The sequence below is a fragment of the Methylorubrum salsuginis genome (assembly GCF_900114375.1).
In the GTDB taxonomy this organism is placed as follows: domain Bacteria; phylum Pseudomonadota; class Alphaproteobacteria; order Rhizobiales; family Beijerinckiaceae; genus Methylobacterium; species Methylobacterium salsuginis.
The window spans coordinates 78618-101459 of the sequence record NZ_FOSV01000004.1; the positions used below are offsets into that span (position 1 = coordinate 78618).

General features: G+C 70.7%; 24 protein-coding genes. 14 read left to right on the forward strand and 10 right to left on the reverse strand.

Annotation, left to right across the window (positions count from 1 at the left end):
* The first annotated feature begins 111 nt into the window (after window positions 1–111).
* The 3 genes from BM140_RS07110 to BM140_RS07120 all read left to right on the forward strand — a co-directional run bounded on the left by BM140_RS07110 (window position 112) and on the right by BM140_RS07120 (window position 2572).
* The gene (locus BM140_RS07110; RefSeq protein ID WP_091943484.1) at window positions 112–858 is read left to right on the forward strand and encodes a YebC/PmpR family DNA-binding transcriptional regulator; all 747 of its coding nucleotides are present in this window, start codon (window positions 112–114) and stop codon (window positions 856–858) included.
* A 138-nt stretch (window positions 859–996) separates the two neighbouring features.
* The gene (locus BM140_RS07115; RefSeq protein ID WP_091943486.1) at window positions 997–1890 is read left to right on the forward strand and encodes a lipase family alpha/beta hydrolase; all 894 of its coding nucleotides are present in this window, start codon (window positions 997–999) and stop codon (window positions 1888–1890) included.
* Window positions 1891–2191: 301 nt separating this feature from the next.
* A complete protein-coding gene (locus tag BM140_RS07120) occupies window positions 2192–2572 on the forward strand; it encodes an exopolysaccharide production protein YjbE (RefSeq protein WP_091943488.1) in 381 nt (126 codons plus the stop codon).
* A 120-nt stretch (window positions 2573–2692) separates the two neighbouring features.
* Here BM140_RS07120 and BM140_RS07125 read toward each other — a convergent pair whose 3' ends face one another.
* From BM140_RS07125 to BM140_RS07140, 4 genes are all read right to left on the reverse strand, one after another.
* On the reverse strand, window positions 2693–3757 hold the full coding sequence (locus tag BM140_RS07125; RefSeq protein WP_091943490.1) for a YcjF family protein: 1065 nt from the start codon (window positions 3755–3757) through the stop codon (window positions 2693–2695).
* A complete protein-coding gene (locus tag BM140_RS07130) occupies window positions 3754–5199 on the reverse strand; it encodes a YcjX family GTP-binding protein (RefSeq protein ID WP_091943492.1) in 1446 nt (481 codons plus the stop codon). The genes BM140_RS07125 and BM140_RS07130 overlap by 4 nt, the downstream gene beginning before the upstream one ends.
* Before the next feature lie 140 nt (window positions 5200–5339).
* Window positions 5340–8660 (reverse strand): ATP-binding protein, encoded by a 3321-nt coding sequence (locus BM140_RS07135; RefSeq protein ID WP_091943804.1) that lies wholly within the window; start codon window positions 8658–8660, stop codon window positions 5340–5342.
* A 70-nt stretch (window positions 8661–8730) separates the two neighbouring features.
* The gene (locus BM140_RS07140) at window positions 8731–10062 is read right to left on the reverse strand and encodes an O-antigen ligase family protein (RefSeq protein ID WP_244535331.1); all 1332 of its coding nucleotides are present in this window, start codon (window positions 10060–10062) and stop codon (window positions 8731–8733) included.
* A 313-nt stretch (window positions 10063–10375) separates the two neighbouring features.
* Here BM140_RS07140 and BM140_RS07145 point away from each other — a divergent pair, with 313 nt between their 5' ends.
* Entirely contained in the window at window positions 10376–10636 is a 261-nt protein-coding gene (locus BM140_RS07145) for a hypothetical protein (protein WP_091943495.1), read from the forward strand.
* Window positions 10637–10861: 225 nt separating this feature from the next.
* Here the strand turns inward: BM140_RS07145 and BM140_RS07150 are convergent, their stop codons facing one another.
* Window positions 10862–11851: a CobW family GTP-binding protein gene (locus tag BM140_RS07150; protein WP_091943497.1), complete on the reverse strand. Its 990-nt coding sequence runs from the start codon at window positions 11849–11851 to the stop codon at window positions 10862–10864.
* A gap of 285 nt (window positions 11852–12136) precedes the next feature.
* On the opposite strand from BM140_RS07150, the gene BM140_RS07155 reads away from it, so the two are divergent.
* Complete coding sequence (locus BM140_RS07155) at window positions 12137–12412, forward strand: hypothetical protein (protein ID WP_131803760.1); 276 nt, start codon at window positions 12137–12139, stop codon at window positions 12410–12412.
* Window positions 12413–12433: 21 nt separating this feature from the next.
* On the opposite strand, the gene BM140_RS07160 is transcribed toward BM140_RS07155, so the two are convergent.
* Window positions 12434–13018, reverse strand: coding sequence for a TetR/AcrR family transcriptional regulator (locus BM140_RS07160; RefSeq protein ID WP_091943503.1), 585 nt, complete (start codon window positions 13016–13018; stop codon window positions 12434–12436).
* A 181-nt stretch (window positions 13019–13199) separates the two neighbouring features.
* Here BM140_RS07160 and BM140_RS07165 point away from each other — a divergent pair, with 181 nt between their 5' ends.
* The 9 genes from BM140_RS07165 (at window position 13200) to BM140_RS07205 (ending at window position 20404) form a co-directional block, all read left to right on the forward strand.
* Window positions 13200–14129: a quinoprotein relay system zinc metallohydrolase 2 gene (locus BM140_RS07165; protein WP_091943806.1), complete on the forward strand. Its 930-nt coding sequence runs from the start codon at window positions 13200–13202 to the stop codon at window positions 14127–14129.
* 34 nt (window positions 14130–14163) lie between these two features.
* Window positions 14164–14979: a quinoprotein dehydrogenase-associated SoxYZ-like carrier gene (locus BM140_RS07170; protein ID WP_091943505.1), complete on the forward strand. Its 816-nt coding sequence runs from the start codon at window positions 14164–14166 to the stop codon at window positions 14977–14979.
* A gap of 4 nt (window positions 14980–14983) precedes the next feature.
* Window positions 14984–15562 (forward strand): rhodanese-like domain-containing protein, encoded by a 579-nt coding sequence (locus BM140_RS07175; protein WP_091943507.1) that lies wholly within the window; start codon window positions 14984–14986, stop codon window positions 15560–15562.
* Window positions 15563–15573: 11 nt separating this feature from the next.
* Complete coding sequence (locus BM140_RS07180) at window positions 15574–15960, forward strand: thioredoxin family protein (protein WP_091943509.1); 387 nt, start codon at window positions 15574–15576, stop codon at window positions 15958–15960.
* A 349-nt stretch (window positions 15961–16309) separates the two neighbouring features.
* Window positions 16310–17134, forward strand: coding sequence for a 3-methyl-2-oxobutanoate hydroxymethyltransferase (panB, locus tag BM140_RS07185; RefSeq protein WP_091943511.1), 825 nt, complete (start codon window positions 16310–16312; stop codon window positions 17132–17134).
* A gap of 198 nt (window positions 17135–17332) precedes the next feature.
* Entirely contained in the window at window positions 17333–17659 is a 327-nt protein-coding gene (locus BM140_RS07190) for a hypothetical protein (protein WP_091943513.1), read from the forward strand.
* 74 nt (window positions 17660–17733) lie between these two features.
* Window positions 17734–18192, forward strand: a complete 459-nt coding sequence (locus BM140_RS07195; RefSeq protein WP_091943515.1) for a hypothetical protein — start codon at window positions 17734–17736, stop codon at window positions 18190–18192.
* Window positions 18193–18292: 100 nt separating this feature from the next.
* Window positions 18293–18778 carry a hypothetical protein gene (locus BM140_RS07200; protein WP_091943517.1) on the forward strand — a complete coding sequence of 162 codons (486 nt, stop codon included), beginning with the start codon at window positions 18293–18295 and terminating at the stop codon, window positions 18776–18778.
* A 270-nt stretch (window positions 18779–19048) separates the two neighbouring features.
* On the forward strand, window positions 19049–20404 hold the full coding sequence (locus tag BM140_RS07205; protein ID WP_091943519.1) for a cytochrome P450: 1356 nt from the start codon (window positions 19049–19051) through the stop codon (window positions 20402–20404).
* Between the two features lie 110 nt (window positions 20405–20514).
* Here the strand turns inward: BM140_RS07205 and BM140_RS25780 are convergent, their stop codons facing one another.
* The 4 genes from BM140_RS25780 to minC form a co-directional block, all read right to left on the reverse strand.
* A complete protein-coding gene (locus tag BM140_RS25780) occupies window positions 20515–20805 on the reverse strand; it encodes a hypothetical protein (protein ID WP_091943807.1) in 291 nt (96 codons plus the stop codon).
* 284 nt (window positions 20806–21089) lie between these two features.
* On the reverse strand, window positions 21090–21368 hold the full coding sequence (gene minE, locus BM140_RS07215) for a cell division topological specificity factor MinE (RefSeq protein WP_091943521.1): 279 nt from the start codon (window positions 21366–21368) through the stop codon (window positions 21090–21092).
* Window positions 21365–22180, reverse strand: a complete 816-nt coding sequence (gene minD, locus BM140_RS07220) for a septum site-determining protein MinD (RefSeq protein ID WP_091943523.1) — start codon at window positions 22178–22180, stop codon at window positions 21365–21367. Before minD ends, minE begins: the two co-directional genes overlap by 4 nt.
* Before the next feature lie 11 nt (window positions 22181–22191).
* Window positions 22192–22830, reverse strand: coding sequence for a septum site-determining protein MinC (gene minC, locus BM140_RS07225; RefSeq protein ID WP_244535341.1), 639 nt, complete (start codon window positions 22828–22830; stop codon window positions 22192–22194).
* Between the last annotated feature and the right edge of the window lie 12 nt (window positions 22831–22842).

Below are 22842 nucleotides of genomic sequence, written 5' to 3' on the forward strand. Positions count from 1 at the left end.
CGGACCGGGCTGCGCCTTATAAGCGGCGCTCCCGACACACCTGCCGAGCGCGGCGTCGAGGATCCCGGCCTGCGGGAGCCCTCCGCCCCGGCAAACCGAAAAGGTCCCGCCATGGCCGGGCATTCCCAGTTCAAGAACATCATGCACCGCAAGGGCCGCGTCGACGCGGTCCGCTCGAAGCTGTTCAGCAAGCTCGCCCGCGAAATCACCGTGGCGGCCAAGCTCGGCACGCCCGATCCGGCGATGAACCCGCGCCTGCGCGCCGCCGTGCTCGCGGCGCGGGCCGAGAACATGCCCAAGGACAACATCGAGCGCGCCATCAAGAAGGCGACCGGCGGCGAGGGCGAGAACTACGAGGAGATCCGCTACGAGGGCTACGGCCCCGGCGGCGCCGCGCTGATCGTCGAGGCGCAGACCGACAACCGCAACCGCACGGCCTCCGACGTGCGCTCGGCCTTCACCAAGTCCGGCGGCAGCCTCGCCGAGACCGGCGCGGTCGCCTTCATGTTCGACCGGGTCGGCGTGATCGCCTTCCCGCCCGAGGTCGCCGACGCCGACACGATGCTGGAAGCCGCCATCGAAGCGGGTGCCGACGACGTGCGCTCCGATGCGGACGGCCACGAGGTCACCTGCGCCCAGGAGGCCTACGGCGAGGTCTCGAAGGCGCTGGAGGCCCGCTTCGGCGAGCCGCGGCGCACCGGCCTGATCTGGAAGGCGCAGAACGCGATCGATGTCGACGACGAGACCGGCGAGAAGCTGATCCGCCTCGTCGAGGTGATCGAGGACCAGGACGACGTGCAGAACGTCTACGTCAACTTCTCCCTGTCCGATGCCCTGATGGAGAAGATGGGCGCCTGAGCGGCGCCTTCCGCCGCCAGGGCATTTCGCGCAAGAGGATGGTGCGCAATTTGTCGCGCAGGCCCGATCCGGCCCGCGCGCTATTTCTTGCGACCGCCGCATGTCCGCGGCGCGCGCGAAGGTTCCGCCTCTCCCACGATGCACGACGATCCGGTCATCATCGGCATCCATGGGCTGGCCAACAAGCCGCCGCGGGAGGAGAAGGCGGCATGGTGGCGCCAAGCGATCGAGGAGGGGCTCAAGCGCAATCTCGGGCGTGAGCCGCCGGGCGTACCCTTCGAATTCGTCTATTGGGCCGACCTGCGCTACGACGCGCCTCTGACACCCGCGCGCAACCGCGAGCCCTATTACGCGGCCCGCGGCCGCAAGCCGTTTCCGAGCCCGAACGGCGCGCCGCCGGGGCCGACCCTGACCGACCGGTTCTACCGCGCCCTCGAATGGATGCAGGAGAAGACTGGCCGCCTCGTCGTGGACGACGCCTTCATCGAGTACCGCCTCGACGACTTGTGGGGCTACTACAAGGACGCGGCCTTCCGCGCGGATGCCCGTGATCGCCTGCGCGCGGTGCTGGAGCGCTACCAGGGCCGCAGCCTGATGCTCGCCGCCCACTCGATGGGCGGGCTCATCGCCTACGACGTGCTGCGGCTCGCCGAGCGCCAGGGACCGCGCCCGCGGGTCGTGCATCTCGTCACCCTGGGCTCGCCGTTGGGGCTCGCCGAGATCAAGCACAGGATCACGGCCGAGCACGGCGACCTGCGGGTGCCGAGCGCGGTGGCGCGCTGGACCCATCTCGGCGACCGCGACGACGTGGCGACCGTCGGCACCGACCTCGGAGAGGCCTACGCGCCGAATCCGGACGGTGTGCGCGTGGTCGATTGTCCGGTGATCAACGCCTATCGCCGCCCCCGCGGTGGGCGCAACCCGCACAAATCCTACGGCTATTTGCGCACGCCGGAATTTTCGCGGGCCGTGGCCGCCGTCCTGGACGGGGCCACGCAGGTCCGAGACGTCGTGGCCGACGCCTCGGCGTGAGAAAAATCCCCGACGGCTCGGATACTTCCGATCGCTCGCCGGTTTCGAGGGCGGACACCGACGCCATCAAACGGTCTGCGCCGAGCCTGATTGTATTGGGAGCGTTCGCGCTTGCCTGCGATTTTGACGCAGGTCTTTTTGAAGAGGTCGGTATTTCCTTCGCGAATCCCGACCTTAGGGGCGCAATCCCGGCGGAAAGAACAATTTATCTCGGGAGAATTCGGGAACTTAATTTTCCTTAATCGCTTTCCCCGGTCGAACCGGTCGTCGGGCCGGTAAGACAATCTCGGAGGATAGCACCGTGACGCTCACGAAGACCCTTGCCGCCGCCACCGCGCTCGCCTTCATGGCCGGTTCCGCCTTCGCTGCGCCGTGCAACACCGGCAGCACCGCCAAGGCCCCCGACCAGAACTCCCCGGCCACCAGCTCCACCGCCAACGGCGCCGACAAGGGTTCGAAGAACCTCGCGGGCGGCCAGCAGCCGGCCTCGCCGGGCACCGTCGGCGCGATGAACAATGTCGGCGCCGGCCAGGGCGTGGGCGACAAGCCCGGCTCGGAGCAGACCTCCATGGCCAAGAACAACGCCGGCGGCAACCAGCCCGCCGCCCCGGGCACCGTCGGCGCGATGAACGCCACCGGCGCCGACCAGAAGCTCGGCGACAAGGGCGGCAACGACTGCTGATTCCTTTGAGGGTTTCGCCGCTGTGCGAACCCGATTGAAAGAGCCCTCGCACCGTACGGTGCGGGGGCTTTTCTCATGCCGGCAAGATCATGCCGGCAAGCTCATGCCGGCATGGACGGGCTACTTCTCCTCGCCGGTCCCGCGAAACAGCTGACCGGCCACGTCGTTGACGGTGGGCGGCGTCGCCCGAACGAAGGGCAGCGGGCGGCAGACCGCGATGGCCGCGAGACCGAAGCGGGCGGTCATCAGGCCGTTGAGGACGCCCTCGCCGAGCTTGGCCGAGACCCGCGCGGCGAGCCCGAGGCCGAGCACCTGATGCAGCATGCCCTCGCCCACCGCCATGCCGCCGGTGACGGTGAGGTGGGCGAACGCCGCGCGGGCGAGCCGCAGGAAGCCGAGCAGGCCGGGGCGTCCGCCGTAGATCGCCGCGATCCGGCGCAGCAGGCGGGCGGCGGAGTAGACCACGAACGCCACGTCCACGATGGCCCGCGGGCTCAGCGCCGTCACCGCCGACACTTGGCTCGCGGCCTGCGCGATGGCGGCCTTGGCCTGACGGTCGAGGGGCGCGAGCAGCTCGCCCTCGGCAAGCCCGAGCCGGTCGTCCACGTCGAGGATCGCATCGCCCACCGCGTCGAGGCGCTTGATGCCGCTCGCCAGGGCGGGGCGGTCGGCGTAGAGGCCGCGCAGCTCCTGCACCACGCCCTGCGCCGCGGTGTGGTCGCGGGCGGTCAGCGCCGCCAGCGCCCGTTCGCGCACGTGCTCGATCTTGCGCTCGCGCCAGACGCCGAGCGCCTCGCGCCCGACGATGGCGAGCAGGGCCACGCCCGCCACGACGACGAGGGCCAGCGCCACCCAGCCGAGCCAGGGCGCGGTGGCGAACAGGTCGGAGACCAGGCGCTCCAGGGACAGCCCGACGCCGATGGCCACGAGGCTGCCGAGCGCACTCAGGAAGATCGACAGCCAGGGCGGGCCGCGCCGGGGGGCGACCGGCACCGGCACGCGGTCGGCGGCCTCGACGATCTCGAACGGCTCGTCGACGAAGCGTATGTCCGGTCTGGGCTTGGCCGGGGCCTCGGGCTGAGGCCGGGACGGTGCCTCGGCGCCGGCTTCCGGCCGTGGCTCGGGGGCGGGCTCTGCGCCGGGGAGGCGGAAGGCGCGGGGGCGGGGGCCTTGAGGCGTCGTCACGTCAGCTTGTCCCCGATCAGGAACTGCATCGCCCGGTCGAGCCGGATCTGCGGAAGGTGGCCAGGCCGGCCGATGGCGTCGGGCCGGGCCAAAGGCGGGCGGAAGCGCGGGAAGCGGAACGCGCCCGGCGGGATCGCGCCGTCGAGCACGCTCTGGACGTCAGTCGGCAATTCGCCGGGAAAGATCGCGGCCTCGGCTAGCCCGTCGAAGGTGTCGTCGCCGATGGTCTCGCCGGCCTCGGGCGTCCCCGACACCGCGCGCAAAACCTCGCCGCCGTCGTGGACCGTGGTCTCGCGGGTCGCCCGCACGGAGGCGAGCGCCACCGTGCCGACGCGGGCGCCCGCGGCCTCGGTGCGGCGCATGGCGCGGGCGACGAGCAGGCGCAGCAGGGCGTCGAGCCGGTCGTGGCTCGACTGGTGCAGGTGGTCGGCCTTGGTCGCCGCGAACAGGATGCGGTCGGCCCGCGGGGCGAAGAAGCGCGTCAGCAGGCTGTTGCGCCCGACCCGGAAGGCGAGCAGCACCGCGTCCAGCGCCTCTTCCAGCTCGGCGAGTGCGGCCGGGCCGGCATCGACCGCCGAGAGCACGTCCACCAGCACGATCTGGCGATCGACCCGCTGGAAATGCTCGCGGAAGAACGGCTCGACCACCTTGGCCTTGTAGGCCTCGAACCGGCGCTCCATCAGGGCGCCGAGGCTGCCGGGGACCTGCACCTCCTCCAGCCGGTCGAGGGGGGCGAAGGTCAGCATCGGCGAGCCGGCGAGATCCCCCGGCATCAGGAAGCGCCCCGGCGGGGTCGTGGCGACGGATTCCGCGCCCGCCCGGAGCGCCGAGAGATAGGCCTTGAAGGCGTTGGCGGCGCGCTCGGCCACCACCTCGTCGAGCGGCGCGGCCGGGTCGAGCCCGGCCATGGCCTCGAGCCAGGGCGCGGCGATTGTCGAGCGGCCGGCCCGGCGGGTGCCCAGGATGGTGGCGCGCGACCATGCGACGTAGCTCTGGTCGAGCAGGGCGAGGTCGAGCAGCCACTCGCCGGGGTAGTCGACCACGTCGAGCATCAGGGTGCCGGGCCCCGTGCGCCAGCCGCCCGACCGCTCGTACTCGATGGCAAGCCGCAACTGGCTGATCCGGTCGGTCGAGCCCGGCCAGCGGCGGGCCTCGGTGAGCGCCGAAAAGTTCTCCTCGAAGGGGAAGCGCGGCACGTCGTCGTCGGGCTGGGGCACGAGGCGGGCGCGGCGCAGGCGTCCGGCTTGCGCCGGCTCGAAGGCCGGCAGCGCATGGCCCTCGACGAGGTGGTGGACCAGCGCCGTGGTGAACACCGTTTTCCCGGAGCGGGCGAGCCCGGTGACGCCGAGGCGCAGGGTCGGCTGGATCAGGAGATCGCTGGAGGCTTCGGCGAAGGCCTTGATCGCGGAACCCGCCTGGGCGGCGTAGTCGAAGAGGGGCAAGGCGGGGCTCGAGGCGTCGGGCGGGAAGGGCCGCCCTCAGGTGGCGCGCCGGCCTTCCGATCTCAAGGCTACCGCTCTGCGCCGCGCCATGCATGGACCGATCCGCTGGGCGGCCCCGGTCGGACCGAGGCTCGGACCGATCATGCCGCCCGCAGCGCCCGGATCGTTCCCAGCGTGTCGCGCCGGAGCGCCGCAAAATGGCGGATCAGGGGGAGGATGTCGTTGCCGCTGCGGCAGGCATTCTCGATCTCGCGGCAGAGCGACGAGAGGGCGACGAAGCCGAGCACGCCCGCCGCCGCGACCATGGCGTGGGCGTCGTAGGCGAGCTGGGTCCGGTCGAGGTCGGACTCCGTGAGCGCCGCGCCGGAGGCGAAGCGATGGTCGAGTTCGGCTTCGAGCAGCGTCAACAGGGCGAGGATGCGCTCGCGGCCCATCATGTCGCGCACCGTGGCGTAGGTCTCGTGATCGAGGATCGGCACGGCGGGGGCGGGGGCCAGCGCGTCGTTGCTCCGGCGGGCGGCGCCCTGGCCGCGCCAGCGCTCGATCACGGCGTAGAGATGGGCGCGCTTGAACGGCTTGCCGACATGATCGTCCATGCCGGCCTCGATCAGCTCGCGCACCTGCTCGTCCAGCACGTTGGCCGTCATGGCGATGATCGGCACCCGCGCCATCGCGCCCGGCAGGGCGCGGATGCGCCGGGTGGCGGTGAGCCCGTCCATCACCGGCATCTGCAGGTCCATCAGGACGAGGGCGTAGGGGTCGTCGCCCTCCGCCTCCAGGGCGGCCACCGCCCCGGCCCCGTCCGCGACGATGTCGATCCGGTAGCCCCGTGCCTCCAGCACGGCCCGGGCGAGCTCTTGGTTCAGGATCACGTCCTCGGCCAGAAGCAGCCGGGCGCCGCGCTTGGCCGGCGCGGGCGTGCCGGCCGGCGCCGGAGACGCCGCGGCGGCCTCGACCCGCGGCGGGGCCGAGGGAAGGGGCAACGGGGCGACCACCGGGAGGACCAGGGTGAACCAGAAGGTCGAGCCGGCCCCCTCCCGGCTCTCGACGCCGATGTCTCCGCCCATCAGGGTGATGAGGTCGCGGCAGATGGCGAGCCCGAGCCCCGAGCCGCCGAAGCGCCGGCTGATCGAGCCGTCCACCTGGCTGAAGCGCTTGAACAGGCGGTCCTGTTGCGCCGCCGCGATGCCGATACCGGTGTCCTGCACCTCGAAGCGCAGGGCCTCTGCCGCCTCGCCCGAAGGCAGGCGCGCGGCCCCCTCGGCCCGCACCGTCAGGGTCACGGAGCCGGTGGGCGTGAACTTCACCGCGTTGTTGAGCAGGTTGAACAGCACCTGCCGCAGGCGGGCGGCGTCCCCGCGCAGCGTTTCGGGCAGGCGCGGATCGATGCGCGTCTCCACGGTCAGCCCGCTCTTGAGGGCGCCGCCGCGCATGATCGCCACGGTGTCCTCGAGCAGCGACCGCACGGAGAACGCTACGGGGTCGAGTTCGAGCCGGCCCGCCTCGATCTTCGACACGTCGAGCACGTCGTTGACGACGGTGAGCAGCGCCTCGCCGGAGACGCGGATCAGCTCCAGGCGGCGGCGGTCCTCGGGGTCGTGGCCGGAGCGGTCGAGCAGCAGGTCGGCGTAGCCGAGGACGCTGTTCAACGGCGTGCGGATCTCGTGGCTCATCAGCGCCAGGAACTCGCTCTTCGCCGCGCTCGCCCGCTCGGCCTCGGCGCGGGCGGCCTGGGCCTCGTCGGTGAGCGCGCGCAAAGCCGCCTCCGCCGCCTTGCGCTCGGTCACATCGAGATGCAGCCCGATCATCCGGTAGGGCCGGCCATTCGCATCGTAGAGGGTGCGGCCGCAGGCATAGATCCAGCTCGGGCCGACGCGATACTCGGCGATGTAGCGGCCATGGCTGTCGATGGCGCGGTGGATGCGGTCCCAGGTCTCGACCACGTCGTCGGGGTTCACGGTCGCGGTCCACTGCGCCGTGGTCAGGCGGCGAGGTTCGCCGGTCTCCGGCAGGCCGTAGAGCCGCAGGCTCTCCGGTGAGAGCGTCAGGAGGCCCGTGCGCATGTCCCAGTCGAAGGTGCCGGCGCCCGCGCCTTCGAGCGCGATGCCGAGGAAGCGGCTCGCCTCCTCCACGGCAAGCCGTGCGGTGACGATGTCGTCGATGTCCAGCGCCGTGCCGATCCACTCGATCACCGTGCCGTCGGCCGGATGGTGGACCGGGGTCATCGTCAGCTTGTGCCAGCGATAGGTGCCGTCCCGCGCCCGCAGCCGCCACTGCCCGTCATAGCCCCGCCCGCTCGCCCGCGCCGAGCGCCACGCCGCATCGAGGAGGGGGGCGTCGTCGGGGTGGTTGCGCGACACCCGCTCCATCCGGTTCGGGCCGATCGGGCCGTAATAGTTCTCGAACCGGGTGTTGGCGTAGGTGGCCGCGCCGTCCTCGGGATCGACCGTCCAGACCAGCAGGGGCAGGGTGTCGGCGAGGCTGCGATAGCGCAGTTCGCTGCGACGGATCTCGGTCTGGATGCGCCGCCGGTCGGTGACGTCCATCAACATGCCGAACATCCCGATGACGTGGTCCGCCTCGCGCTTGCAGGTGCCGCGCACCATCACGTCGCGGGCGGTGCCGTCGGGCCGGGCGAGCCGCGCCTCGAACTCGAAGTCGCCGGCCTTGGCCAGGGCGGCCGCCAGCGCCCCCTCGACGGTGGCGCGATCGTCCGGGTGGAACAGGCTGGGCAAGGCCGGATGCGTCGGCGAGGGGGCGTCCGCGTCGAGGCCGGCGATGCGCAGCAGGCTGTCGGAGTAGCGCGGTTCCGGCTCGGCGAAGTTGATGCGCCAATGGCCGACCTGGGCCATCTGCTCGGCCATGATCAGGAGGGCCTTGGCCGCCCGACGCTGCTCGATCTCGGCGCGCTGCGCCCGGATCGTGCTCTCGTGCCCGCGGCGCAGTTCCGCCTCGCGGGCGAGCGCGACGTTGTCCCGATGGAGCCGCAGATGCGCCGTCACCGCCTCGGCGAGATCGCACAGGGCGATCTCGTCCTCGGCGGAGAAGAGGCGCGGATTGGGATCGACGAGGCAGAGCGAGCCGAGCCGCAGGCCGGGGCCGAGGCTGAGCGGCACGCCCGCGTAGAACACGATCCGCGAGGCCCCCGCACCGAGGTCGCTGCCGGCGAAGCGCGGATCGCGGCGGGTGTCGGGGATGACGAGCACGCCGTCCTGCGCGACGGTGTGGGTGCAGATCGAGTCGCGGCGGGGCATCGCCCGGGGCAGGGCCATGGTGCCGGTGCAGGCCTTGAGCCATTGCCGCTCGGCATCGATCAGCGAGACATAGGCCGTGGCGACGCCGAACAGGCGCTGCGCCGTCCGGCAGACGGCGTCGAAATGCGCCTCCGGAGCCGTGTCGAGGATGTGCAGCGCGTGCAGGGCCGCGAGGCGCTCGGCCTCGCTCGCCGACGGGTTGCTCACGGGGGCCTGACTTTCGTACGTTTGCCGCCCGCCCGTGCGGGTGCGACGCGCCAGCATAGCGGCTGCCGGCTCAGCCGTCCCCTGTGGTTCTCGCATGCGGCGCGCGGGGCAACGCATTGTGATCGCGGCCGCCCCGCGCCGCCCAGCGCAGGCGCGCGGCCTCCAGGGCCCAGACCATGCCGAGCATCATGTAGACGTGGCGCCACTTCTCCACGTCGATCTGCATCGCCTGGACGAAGAACATCAGCAGCGCCGGAAACACGATCTGCGCATAGGCGCGATAGGGCGAGGCCCGTGTCATCAGCCGGAAGCCGACGAAGGTGGTCGCGGCCACCAGCACGATGAAGACAGCGCCACCGACCCAACCGCCGTTGGCGAAGCTGCCGATGTAGGAATTGTGCGGTTCGAGGTTGAAGATCTGGCGCCAGCGCAGCGGGCCCATGCCGAGGGGCTCGTCCAGGAGGAGGCTCATGCCGCGGATCTGGTTGCCGAACCGCCCGGTCTCGCCCTCGTCGTAGTCCTGGGTGACGGTCGCGCGCGACTCGAAGGTCTTGGCGACGCTGTCGATCGACAGGAGGCCCACGAGTGCCGCCGCGCCGAGTGCTGCGGTGACGAGGCCGATCACCACGATGCGCCGCCGCAAGGCGCGTGACCGGCTCGTCGCGAAGACGAAGCCCACCATCAGCCCGGTCGAGACCAGGGTGGCGCCCCAGGAGCCGCGGGAGAACGACAGGAAGGTGCCGGCCAGGATCACCAGCAGGCAGGCCAGCGCCGGCACCGGATGGCGCCCGCGCCCCGTCAGCAGGCCGTGGGTGAGCGTGAGCGTGCCGAGCATCAGGTAGGAGCCGAACACGTTCGGGTCCTGGAACGTGCCCGAGGCGCGGCCGTAGCGGGCGAACAGGTCCTCGATGCCGAGGAGTTGCAGGTAGCCGACGATGCCGAGCCCGGCGGAGAGCACGCAGCTCGCCGTGTAGGCCTTGAGCGCGAGATCGAGCCGGGCCGCCGTGTCGTCGGCATAGAGCATCGCGAAGAACACCGCGGTGATGACGAGGTAGCCGAGCTGGATCGTCCAGGTCAGCGGCAGCGGCTCGCTGACATAGGGCAGGAGCGCCACGACGATCGCCGACAGGTAGAGGGCGAGCAGGAACACCAGCGGCACCGCGCCCCGGTGCAGCCGGATGCCGAGCGCCAGCCACAGCAGCATCGTCGGCAGGGCGATGAGGTCGTAGGGCGAGGCGTCCGAGAAGGCGAAGCAGGCGAAGAAGATGAAGGCGGCGTGCATCACGCCGGCCAGCCCGTGGACGACCCGGATCGCCGGAAGCTCGCCCCAGGCGCCTTCGCGCCAGCGCGGGAGCGGGGCGGCCGCAAGGCGCGCGTCTAGGGGACTCGCCGTGGAGGTCATCGACGCCAACGCAACTCCGGGGCGCGGACCGCTGCACGCCACCCGATCGGTCCGCCGTCACCGGCCGCCCGACGGGATCGCGGCCCCGCGCCGGGCCGGATCACACCACCGAAAGGTTGAGGTTTGCCCAACGACGCGGTCGAGCCGCCCCGGGCGCAAGTGTGCCAAGTTCGGGGAGACGAGGGAAAATTTAATCCGCGACGGCGCGTGCGGGGAGACACGTCATGCCGGCAAAGGGCGCCCCATATTCAGTTCATCGAAGACGAAACGGCCCGGACGACCGGGTCGGCCTCTCACCGGAGACTGACAAACCATGAAGACCCGCATCGCCGCCGCCGTCGCCGCCCTCATTCTCGGCGCCGCTCCCCTCGCCGCCACCGCCCAGACCTGGGGCGGCCGCTACACCGGTTACGCCGCGCCCGGCGCGATCGAGACCACCGGTCCGGTCCTCGGCTACGGCCCGGTCTACGCCTCGCCGAGCTGCCCGCAGAGCTCGGCCGCCGAGGGTAACGCCAACCAGCAGCACTTCCCGGTCAAGCAGTACGGCCAGACCTCGGGCGGCTACCGCTGCTGATCCGGGACGACACACGGGACGGGAGCCGGCTCATGCTGATGAGGGCGTTCTCCTACGCGATGATCGGCGTGTTGGCCTTCGGTCTCGCGACCACGGCGTTCGGCACGGCTCAGACCCTGCTGAACCTCTGACGTCAGGCGCTGTCACGACAAGGGAAAGGGCCGCCGGGAGGCGGCCCTTTTTTCGTTGTCCTCGGTGCCGCCGCTTTCGAGCGACGCCGTCGTGTCAGACCTTGCAGTCGTAGAAGCCTTGCCGAATCGCCTCCGGGTCGAGGTTGCGGCCGATGAAGACGACGCGGGAGACCCGCTTCTCGTCGGCGCCCCATTCGCCCTGCACGTCGCCGTCGAGGATCATGTGGACTCCCTGGAAGACGAAGCGCTTGGGCTCGTCGGGGAAGGCGACGATGCCCTTGCAGCGCAGGATGTCCGGCCCCTGCACCTGGGTCAGGTTCGAGATCCAGGGCATGAACTTTTCCGGGTCCACCGGTCCGTCGATCTTGGCCGAGACCGACTGCATCTGCTCGTCGTGGTGATGGTGGTGGCCCTCCTCCAGGAAGTCGGGCTCGACGTCGAGGATGCGCGACAGGTCGAAGGCGTTGCGGTCGAGCACCTGATCGAGGGCGATGTCGCAGCGCTGGGTGCGGTGGACCTTGGCCCAGGGGTTGATCGCCCGGATCCGGCCCTCGACCCGGTCGAGGTCTTCCCCTGAGACCAGATCGGACTTGTTGAGCAGGATCACGTCGGCGAACGCGATCTGGTTCTTGGCCTCGGGCGCGTCGGCGAGCCGGTCGGTCAGCCACTTGGCGTCGGCCACCGTCACCACCGCGTCGAGGCGGGCGGCCTCGCCCACGTCCTGATCGACGAAGAAGGTCTGGGCCACGGGGGCCGGGTCGGCGAGCCCGGTGGTCTCGACGATGATCGCGTCGAACTTGCCGCGGCGCTTCACGAGGCCGTCCATGATGCGGATCAGGTCGCCGCGCACGGTGCAGCAGACGCAGCCGTTGTTCATCTCGAACACTTCCTCGTCGGCCCCGACCACGAGGTCGTTGTCGATGCCGATCTCGCCGAACTCGTTGACGATCACGGCGTAGCGCTTGCCGTGCGGCTCGGTGAGGATGCGGTTGAGCAGCGTCGTCTTGCCGGCCCCGAGATAGCCGGTGAGCACCGTCACCGGGATCTTTTGGGACGAGGCGGCGAGGGGAGAGGCGTCGGACATCGGGGCGCTTGTGCTGTGAGGGGTGTTTGAGGCTGTCATATTGTATCAGCGGGGCCCGATGGAAGGTCGGGGCGCGCTTATCCGGGGAAACGCCACCACGCCGCGAGGGGCGGGGCGGACTGCGCGTATTTGCCCTAAGCCCTCGGCCGTTTCGGCGGCGCTTCGAGGCCTAATTCTTCCCGGACGGACGCTCGTGCTCGTATCGGCCCGCGCTTCGGCTGCGGCCAGCTTCTCGATGAAGTCCGGCGTGCCGTTATCGGTCCATCGCAGCCCGAGGTCATGACCATGCGCTTCCTTCTCGCCGGAGCCGTCTCCCTGTCCGTGCTGGCGACGCCCGCCTTCGCGCTCGGGACCGGGGACAAGATGCAGGCCTGGGCGGCGGCCTCGCCGGCCGAAAAGGACGCCCTCCTGCAGAAGATGGACGCGTCGGGCGGCGCTTCGTCCAAGGCCAGCGTGCGCTCCTGCCTCGACGACACGGCGAAGGCGCCCGGTCACTCGAACCTGTCGATCTCGGACATCTTCAAGGCGTGCTCCGAGCAGGCCGGGAAGGAGAACATTTAGAGCCTCGGTGCGGGCCGGGTTTCACGATCCGCCACCCGGCCGAACCGGTCGCAACCCCGCGCTCAACGCTGCCAGCGCCTGCCCGAACCCCGCCGGCCCGGCCAGGAACCGCTCCAGCAGCAGCGCCCCCTCCAGCGTCGCCACCACCATGCGGGCGTGCGAGGGCGGGTCGATCCCGGCGCGGACGCTTCCGTCGGCGACGCCTTCCGCCAGCACCCGCTCGAGCCAGGCGATGTGCCCCTCGAAGAACGAACTGAGCTGCCGCCGCAGGCCCTCGGGCAGGGTCTCCAATTCGACCGCGAGCGCGGCGCACAGGCAGCCGAGCCCCTGCTCGACCCCGCCCAGATAGAGTTTTCCGTAGGCCTCGATCCGCGCCACGCCGTCCGGGGTCTGCGCCAGGATGTCGGCGAGCGCCGCGTCGTAGCGCGCCGCGTAGGCCGCGATCAGCGCGCCCGCGAGGTCTTCCTTGGTGCGGAAATGATGGTGGATGCTGGCCTTGCGGATGCCCACCGCCTCGGCGAGGTCGGCGTAGCTGAAACCCGAATAGCCCCGACCGCGTACCAGGATTTCGGCCTCGCTCAGGAGCGACGCGCGCGTGTCTCTCATCGTCCGTCCGTCGTCCGGGGCGCTCACGCAAACGCGATCCCGCCCGATCTGCCGAGGCCAGGATGACACTTGACGCGCGAGAAATCTACCTACTAGATGGTTGGCAATATATCACCGAGGAATCGGGAGGAGACGGCATATGGCGGTACGCCGGCCGGAGCAGCGAGCCGGGGAGCGCGGCGTGAGCGCCGCGACCCGTAGGCAGGCCCTGTTCGGCGGCCTGTGCCTGTGCTGCCTGCCGACCCTCGGACGCGCCGCCGAATCCTTCTCCATGGACGAGGTGGCGCCCGGCATCTTCGTGCGCCGCGGCCCCGACGCGGAAGCAAGCCCTGAGAACAACGACGCCATCGCCAATATCGGCTTCATCGTCGGGCGCGACGGAGTGCTGGTCACCGAGTCGGGCGGCAGCCTCGCCGACGGGCAGTGGCTGCGCGCCGAGATCGGCAAGCGCACCGACAAGCCGATCAAGTACGTGATGCTGACCCACGTGCATCCCGACCACGTCTTCGGCGCCGCCGCCTTCAAGGCCGACACCCCGACCTTCGTCGGCCACGGGATGCTCCGCGGCGCGCTCGACGCGCGCGGCGAGTTCTACCGCAAGCGCCTCGTCGACATCCTCGGCGAGGATCGGGCCGGCACGGTGGTCTACCCGACGCTTGAAGTGAAGGACGGCGCCGAGATCGATCTGGGCGACCGCACCCTCAAGCTCACGGCCCACGGCACCGCGCACACCAATTGCGACCTGTCGATGCTCGATTCCGCCAGCGGCCTGCTGTTTCCCGCCGACCTGCTGTTCGTCGGCCGCATCCCCTCGCTCGACGGCAGCCTGATCGGCTGGCTCAAGGAGATCGAGCGGCTCAAAGGCATGGGGGCGAGCGAGGCCGTGCCGGGCCACGGCCCGACGCGGGTGAAGCTCGCTCCTTCGCTCGGCGATCTCGCGCGTTATCTCACGACATTGCGCGACGAGACCCGCAAGGCGGTCGCCGCCGACACCCCCATCGAGCGAGCGGTGACGACGGTCGCGCAGGGGGAGAAGGACAAGTGGGCCCTGTTCGACACCTATAACGGCCGCAACGTCACCCAGGCCTACCAAGAGCTCGAATGGGAGTGATCCCGCGGCTTAAAAGATTTGGAAGGAAACGACCATGAAACGCCTGCTGCTCGCCCTCAGCCTCACCCTCTCGGCCGCCGCGCTCGCGCCGGTGCCGGTGCGGGCCGGCGCGACCGATTCCGACGAGGAACGTGCCGCCCGCTGGACCGAGATCAAAAAGACGATCTTCGGCGACCGCGCGGTCGAGGCGAGCGATGCGGCGGTCAAGATCGACGCGCCCGCCCGCGCGCTCGACGCCTCGCTGGTGCCGATCGGCCTGACGCTCGCCGACAAGGACAACGTCAAGGGCCTCTACTTCATCATCGACGACAACCCGTCGCCCTACGCCGCGCATTTCACCTTCGGCCCGGCCGCCGACCCGGCCGAGATCAAGATGCGGGTGCGGGTGAACAACTACACCAACGTCCACGCGGTGGTGGAGACCAAGGACGGCAAGCTGATCGAGTCGGCCAAGTTCGTGAAGGCGTCCGGCGGCTGCTCGGCCCCGATGGGGATGAGCGACGAGGAGGCCATGAAGGGCATGGGCGACATGCGCATGAAGTTCTCGGGCGACGGCCAGGGCGGCAAGCCGGTCGAGGCGACCCTGATGGTGCGCCACCCGAATTTTTCGGGGATGCAGATGAATCAGGTGACCCGCGACTACACGCCGGCCCGCTACGTCGACAAGCTCGACGTCACCCATGGCGACCAGCTCGTGTTCCACCTCGACGGCGACATCTCCATCGCCTCGAACCCGGTGATCAATTTCGGGATCAAGGGCGACGGCAAGGGACCGGTCAAGGTTGCGGCCACCGACAACCAGGGCGGACGCTGGGAGCACAGCTTCCAACTCCCCTCGGCGAGCAACTGAGCCGATGCGGATCACCCGAACCGCTGCTGTCTTCGCGCTCGGGCTGATGCTCGGGGGCGCGGGGCCGGCGGATTCGCCGGTGAACGTGCCGGAGCCGGAGGGGCTCTATACCGGCCCGACGCACGGCTACACGCCCGCGACCCTGAAGGGGGCCACCGTCCTCGACCTCAAGGGGCTGGAGGCGCTGCTGCCGGAAAAGCCCGTGCTGCTCGACGTGGTGCTGGCCGACCGCAAGCCCGCGGGCTTCCCGGCCAATCGCCCCTGGCTGCCGACCCACCGCTCGCTGCCCGACGCCATCTGGCTGCCGGGGGCGGGCGAGGTGCCGCTGGCTCCGGCGCAGGAAGAGGCGTTTCTGGCCCGCGTCGCCGCGCTGACCGGCGGCGACAAGGCCAGACCCGTCGTCACCTTCTGCCGCCCGGAATGCTGGGGCAGTTGGAACGCCGGCAAGCGGCTGGTGGCGGCGGGGTATTCGCGCGCCTACTGGTTCCCGCTCGGCGTCGAGGGCTGGCAGGACGATCACGACACCGCGGCCGTGAAGCCCGACCCGCAATGGGTCGCGGCGAGCGGCACGCCCGAGCGATAGGGCTTTTCTCCATGCCGACCCGCCGCCACGCGCTCGCCTTCGCCGCCGCCCTGATCTTCGCCGGGACGGCGCGGGCCGCAGCCCCCGTGCCGTTCGATGCGGCGGCCTTCGAGGCGGCGCAGAGCGAGGGCAGGCCGATCCTCGTGCAGATCTCGGCGCCCTGGTGCCCGATCTGCAAGACGCAGAAGCCGATCCTGGCGACGCTCGCGGCCGAGCCGCGGTTCAAGGATCTCGCGGTCTTCACCATCGACTTCGACAGTCAGCGCGACCTCGTGCGCCGATTCGAGGCGCGGATGCAGAGCACGCTGATCGTCTACAAGGGCAAGGCCGAGGTCGGCCGCTCCGTCGGCGAGACCCAACCCGAATGGATCGAGCAGCTCCTCGAGAAGGCGCTCTGAGCCCCGTCCGGACATCATTTGTCACAATTTCGTCAAATTTCCGGCAAAGCTCGAAATTCAAGCAATTTCAAAGCCCTTGTGACAGCCGGAGGCGGTTGACACCGGGCCGGATGTGGCGGAAAAACGGCACGCCCGGAGGCGGTCCGAAGTCTAGGGAGGAAACGCCCGAATAACGGGCGCGCGGGGCGGCAAACGCCACCGCAACAGGAGGCCGACGCCTCCGGGCCACATGATTTCCGCAAGAATACGGCGTCTCGAACACGGCGTCGAACGTCCGGGCGAACCGGGCTATAGACGGGCCTCCCATGACGGTTCCGGCGCGCCCGGAACGCATCCCGGATGGCAAGCCATGTCGCAGCACGTCCAGTCCCGTCGCCTCAGGGCGGTCGACCTGGCCAAGCGCAAGGCGGAGGGGCGCAAGATCATCGCGCTGACCGCCTACCACGCCCACACGGCGGGCATCCTCGATCCCTATTGCGACTTCATCCTCGTCGGCGATTCCCTCGGCATGGTGATGCACGGCATGGAATCGACCCTGCCGGTGACACTGGAGATGATGATCGTCCAGGCCCAGGCCGTGATGCGTGGCACCGCGCGGGCCCTCGTCGTCGTCGACATGCCGTTCGGCTCCTACGAGGCGAGCCGGGAGCAGGCCTTCCTCAGCGCCGCCCGCGTGCTGAAGGAGACCGGGGCCGGCGCGATCAAGCTGGAGGGCGGCGCGCGCTTTGCCGACACCGTCGCCTTCCTGACCGAGCGCGGCGTGCCGGTGATGGGCCATATCGGGCTCACCCCCCAATCGGTGAACACGATGGGCGGCTTCAAGGTCCAGGGCCACGGCGCGGGCGACGAGGCGCGGCTGATCGCCGACGCCCGCGCGATCAGCGACGCGGGCGCCTTCGCCATCGTGCTGGAGGGCATCGTCGAGCCGGTGGCCCGCGCCATCGCGACCGATCCGGCGGTCTCTGCTGCCACCATCGGCATCGGCGCGACGAGCGCCTGCGACGGCCAGATCCTCGTGCTGGAGGACATGCTGGGCCTGAGCGAGCGCGCTCCGAAATTCGTGAAGGGCTACGGGTCGCTGCGCGAGCATATCGAGGGCGCCGTGCGGATGTATGCCGAAGAGGTCCGCGAGGGCCGCTTTCCGGCCGACGAGCACACCTACGCGCCGCGCTGAAACCCGGGGAGACCGCGATGAGCCTGTGGCGGATCGGATGGACGGGCTTGCTCGGGGCGCTGGCCGGCATGGTGCTGTTCCCGCGACCGGCGCAAGGCGCCCGGCGGGCGGAGCGGGGCGTCGATCCGGCCTCGGAACCGGCTTGCGCCGCGCCGGATCGTCGGCGCAGATAGGACGCTCCCACCGGAACCCTCGACCATGATGCGCAAGGCGTCCGCCCTCCGTCTCGCCACCGGCCTGATGGCGATGGCTCTCACCGGTCCGGTTGCCGCCCAGACGCTCAGCGCGGACCGGCCGTTCACCCCGGCCCTGTCCTGCGCGGCGGTGAAGGGCATCGTGGCCCGCCGCGGCCACGTCGTGCTGGCCTCGAGCCCGACCGCCTACGAGACGGTGCATTACGAGAGCGGCGCCTGCCAGAACGAGGTGACCGGCGCCCCGGCCTTCGAGCCGACGCTGGACGATCCCTACTGCTTCGCCGGCTATCGCTGCGTCCAGCGCAACAACGGCGAGAACTCGGTTCGGTAGCGGCCGGCGCTATCCACAGGCTTGCACAGGCGCGGCCTCGACCCTGCGCACGGACGCGTGCGAGCCTTGCCCTCGTGCAACCCCTACAGAACCTCTCGAAGCCACAACTCGCCGACCTCGTCCTCGCCGCCGGCCATCTGGCCGAGCGCGCGGCGATCGCCGCCTTCCTACGCGACGAGGCCACCGCCTTCGCCAGCAACCCGTTCGCCGCCACCAAGGCGGGCTCGGTGCGCCACACGTGGAGCGGGCAGGCCTTCGAGTTCCGCGTGCTCGGCATCGCCGCCGCCGGCCTGCCGGGCCTGCTGGAGGCCGTCGCGGCGCTGCCCCCGGACGCACCGCTGGTGCAGGAGATCGTTCGCAGCGGCCCGCACACCTGCTGCGTCCTGCTCGATCCGGCCCGTACCCGCGTCGTCGGCGCGGTGCTCTACGCCAAGCCCGGCATCCCGCTGCCCGATCTCGCGCCTCCGGCTCCGCCCGCGCGCCCGGCCCGGCGCGTCCGTGCCCCGGCGGCACAGCTCGATCTGTTCGCCTGAGCCGCTCACGGCGACGTGCGGGCGGGCGCCGCCGTGCCGCCTCCCGCATCGAGACGGTTTCCGATAGGCTTCGGCCATCCTCCGGTCGGGGCGGGACGCGATGCGGCGCCTTCTCAAGTTCCTCCACACCATGGGGGCCATCGGGCTCATGGGCGCGATGGCCGCCCTGCTGGTGCTGCTCGAGCGCACCCCGTCACCGACCGCGATCGAGGGCTATGCCCTGATCCGCGGCGCCATGGGGGCGGTCGCGACCTGGCTGTTCCTGCCCTCGCTGGCCCTGACGCTGCTCGCCGGCCTGCTCTCGATCGCGCAGCGCGCCTTCCACAATGCCGGCTGGGCCTGGGCCAAGCTCGCCACCGGTGTGGTGATGTTCGAGTGGGGCTTCGTCGGCGTGCAGGGGCCGATGCAGGAGGAGGCGCGCCTGAGCGCCGAGGCGCTCGCCGGCCGGGTCGACCCGGCGACGCTCGGCCAGGATCTCGGCTCGGAGCGGGGCACGCTCTGGGTGCTCCTGTTCATCGCGACCTTCAACGTGGTGTTCGGCATCTGGCGCCCGCGATTGATCCGGCGCCCGCAGCCCGCCGCCTGAACCGGCCGGGAGCCCCGCGCCGCGCCGCGGTCTCCCCCGCGGCAATCGCGCTCGCCGCGGGCGGGGCGGCGGCCTAGAGCATCGTTCCGAAAGGTGGGAACCGGCTTTCGGAAAAAAGACGATGCGGCACAGGAACCGAGAGCATCGTTCTGAACGGCGGCTTCCGGATTTCGGAAAAACGATGCGAACCACGAACGCGGCGATGCGTCCCGGATCCGGAATCCGGGGCGGATCTCCGCAATTTCCCGGAGCGGACCTGGGCGCGAGGCCATGACCATCGATCAGCAGACGGCTCCATCGCGCCCCGGCGCCCGCTTGGTGCCGCCGGTGCCGGTGCCGCCGGAGCGGGAGCTGTCGACGCTGCGCTTCGTCGCGACCATGCGGACCAACGGCATCGGCTGCTGGCCGGCTTCGGCCTACGAGCTGCCCCTGCGCCGCCGCCGCCTGTTCGGCAAGGTCCGGCTCACGGTGAGCGATCCGGAGGCGGTGCGCCGGGTGCTGGTGGAGAATGCCGGCAACTACGCCCGCACCGCGCTCTCGATCCGCATGCTGCGGCCGATGCTGGGCGACGGCCTGCTCATCAGCGAGGGCGCGGCGTGGCGCCATCAGCGCCGGGCGCTGAGCCCCGCCTTCACCCCGCGGGCGGTGGAGACGCTGGTGCCGCACATCCTCTCGGCGACCGACGAGGCGGTCGCCGCCCTCGAAGGGCCGGCCGCCCAGGGGCCGGTCGATCTGTTCGGCGCGCTCCAGCACCTCGCCCTAGAGATCGCCGGGCGCACCATGTTCTCGGTCGGCATGGCGCGCCACGGCGCGCGTCTGCGCGGGTACCTCGCCGCCTATTCCGAACGGCTCGGGCGCCCGCACCTCACCGACGCGCTGGTCCCCTTGCGCTTCGCCACGCCGCTCGACCGGGCGCGTGACCGGTTCCGGCGCGACTGGGTCGCCTTCCTCGATACCGTGATCGCCGACCGCGCGGCGGAGCGCGACGGCCGCCCGCGCGACCTGCTCGACCATCTGCGCGCCGCCCGCGACCCCGAGACCGGCCGCAGCTTCACCACCGAGGAACTGCGCGATCAGGTCGCCACCATGATCCTGGCCGGGCACGAGACCACGGCGCTGACCCTGCTCTGGGCCTGTACCCTGCTCGCCCTCGACGCGGACGCGCAGGAGCGGGTCGCCGCCGAGGCGGACCTGCCGGAAAAACCCTTCACCCGCGCGGTGATCGACGAGACCCTGCGGCTCTATCCGCCGGCCTACGTCATCGCCCGCGTCGCGCTCGGACCGGACGTGCTGGCGGGCCAGCCGGTGGCACGCGGCGACAGCGTGACGATCTCGCCCTGGCTGCTGCACCGGCACCGCCGGCTGTGGCGCGATCCCGACGCGTTCGATCCGACCCGCTTCCTGCCCGGCGCCGCGCCCGTGCCGCGCTTCGCCTACATGCCGTTCGGGGCGGGGCCCCGCATCTGCATCGGCGCCGCCTTCGCGCTCACCGAGGCGACTTTGGCCTTGAGCCGCCTCGTCGGGCACTTCCGCCTCGCGCGGGCGGACGACCGCCCGGTCCTGCCGGCCGCCGTGGTGACGACCCAGCCCGACCACGCGCCGGCCTTCCGGCTGACGCGGCGATAAGGGCCGACGCGCTCACGCAAAAAGGCCCGGGCGGACTCGGATCTGCCGAGCCCGCCGCCCCGCCGTCGCGGGGACAATCGGCGATGACGCAGGATCATCGCCGATGGGTCTTATTTCGACTTTGAGCCCGAGCCCGAACCGGAGCCCATGCTGCCGGAGCCGGAGGACCCGCCGGAGGTCGAGCCGGTGCTGTCGCTCTTCATCTGGGCGCCGGGCGTGTAGCCGGACGCGCCGGGGCGCGACGAACCCGAGCCGGACCCCGAGCCGTCGCTCTTCATCTGGCTGGCGGGGGTGTTGCCGGAGGCGCCGGGGCTGCTGCCGCTGCTGCTGCCCGAACCGCCGGCGAAGGCCGCGCCGGTCAGGGCCAGGGTGCCGGCGAGCGCGAGAATGGTGCGCTTCATGTCGTTCTCTCCCTTCAACATCCGTTGAGGCTTCCAGAACGATGTGCTGCGCAAAGCCGTTCCGAGAAAAAGATTTTCTCAAGAACAGGTGGTCGTCTTCGGGGCGCCGAATGCGCGCGAAAACCGCCGAGTGATGGCATTTAATCGCAAAAGTTGTTGAACGGATCGCCCGAACTCGCGTCCGTACCGGCGAAATCGACTGTTTCGCCGTCGGCATGCGGCTCGTTGCCGTCGATGGGCGGGCGTCCGGGGGCGGTTTCCGCTCTGTGAAAGCGGAAACCGTCTCAGGCGGTGGCGCGCTTCTTGGCGGCCTTGGGCGTCTCGACCGGGAATTCGATGTCGACGCCCAGCGTCGACACGCCTTCGCCGCGCTCGAGCTTGATCTGCACCTTGTCGCGCTCGACCTCGATATGCTTGGCGATCACCGCGAGGATCTCCTCGCGCAACGTGATCACCAGATCGGGGCGGCTGCTCTCCGAGCGCTCGTGCGCCAGGATGAGCTGCAGGCGCTCGCGGGCGACGGAGCCGGAGCCCCGCGGCTTGAGGAAGGTCAGGACACTCATGCGGCCCTCCGGGTGAACAGCTTGTTGATCAGGGACTTGCGGTCGGTGGGGATCGACATCGCCACGGTCTCGCCCTTGAGGCGGCGCACCGCGTCGGCATAGGCGCGGGCGGGCGCGCAGAGCGGGTTGTTGAGCGTCACCGGGCAGCCGAGGTTCGACGCGCGCAGGACTTCGAGGCTCTCCGGGATGATGGCGAGCAGCGGGATCGACAGGATCTCCAGCACGTCGTCGACCTTGAGCATGTCGCCGCGGTCGGCGCGGGCCGGGTCGAAGCGGGTCAGGATCAGGTGCTTCTCGATCGAGTCGCCGCGCTCGGCCCGCACGGTCTTGGAATCGAGGAGCCCGATGATCCTGTCCGAGTCGCGCACCGAGGAGACTTCCGGGTTCGTCACCACCACGGCGACATCCGCGTGGCGCATGGCGAGCTGGGCGCCGCGCTCGATGCCGGCGGGGCTGTCGCAGACGATCCAGTCGAACTTCTCGCGCAACTCGCCCATGACGCGCTCGACGCCCTCGTCGGTGAGCGCGTCCTTGTCGCGGGTCTGCGAGGCCGGCAGCAGCGAGAGGTTCTCGAGGCGCTTGTCGCGGATCAGCGCCTGCGGCAGCTTGGCGTCGCCGTTGGTGACGTTGATCAGGTCGTAGACCACGCGGCGCTCGGCGCCCATGATCAGGTCGAGGTTGCGCAGGCCGACATCGAAATCGACCACGCAGACCTTCTCGCCGGCCTGCGCCAGCGCCGCGCCGAGCGCCGCCGTCGTGGTGGTCTTGCCGACGCCGCCCTTGCCGGACGTGACACAAAGAACCTTGGCCATACTGTTTCCCCTTAACCCAAGGCTGCGATTTTGATCGCGCCGCCGTCGGACCAGATCTGGACCGCCTGACCGCGCAGGTGAGTGCCCATGTCCTCGGCCGTGCGGACGAGGCGGTCGATGCCGAGAAGCTCGGGCTCGAACTTGCGGCAGTAGATGCGGGCGCGCGGGTTCTTGGCGGCGCCGGCGATGGCCCGGCCGCGCAGCGCCCCGTAGACGTGGATGGAGCCGCCCGCGAGGATCTCGGCGCCCGAGGACACCGATCCCATTACGGTCACGTCCCCCTCCGGGTGGACGATGCTTTGCCCTGAGCGCACCGAGCCCTCGATGGTGAGGGAGGACACGCCGGGCTTCTCCTCGGGCCCCGCGGGGGCCTCGAGGGTCTCGCCCTGCGGGCGGCCGCCGACGAGGCGCGGCGGCAGGGTGGGCGGGAGCGCGGAATCCGCGCCCTCGATGCCGAGGAGGCGCAGGCGCCGGGTGCTCAGTTCGGCGATCAGGCTCTCCAGCTCGCTCGCCGAAGGCTTGAGACCCGCGACGTCGAGGATCACGGCCTTGTCGTCGAACAGCGTCGGATCGCGCTTCAGGGCGCCGTCCAGGAGGACGAGCCACTCGGCGGCCGGCGCTTGCGGCGCCAGCGAGACGGCGCGGAACACGCGGCCTCGCAG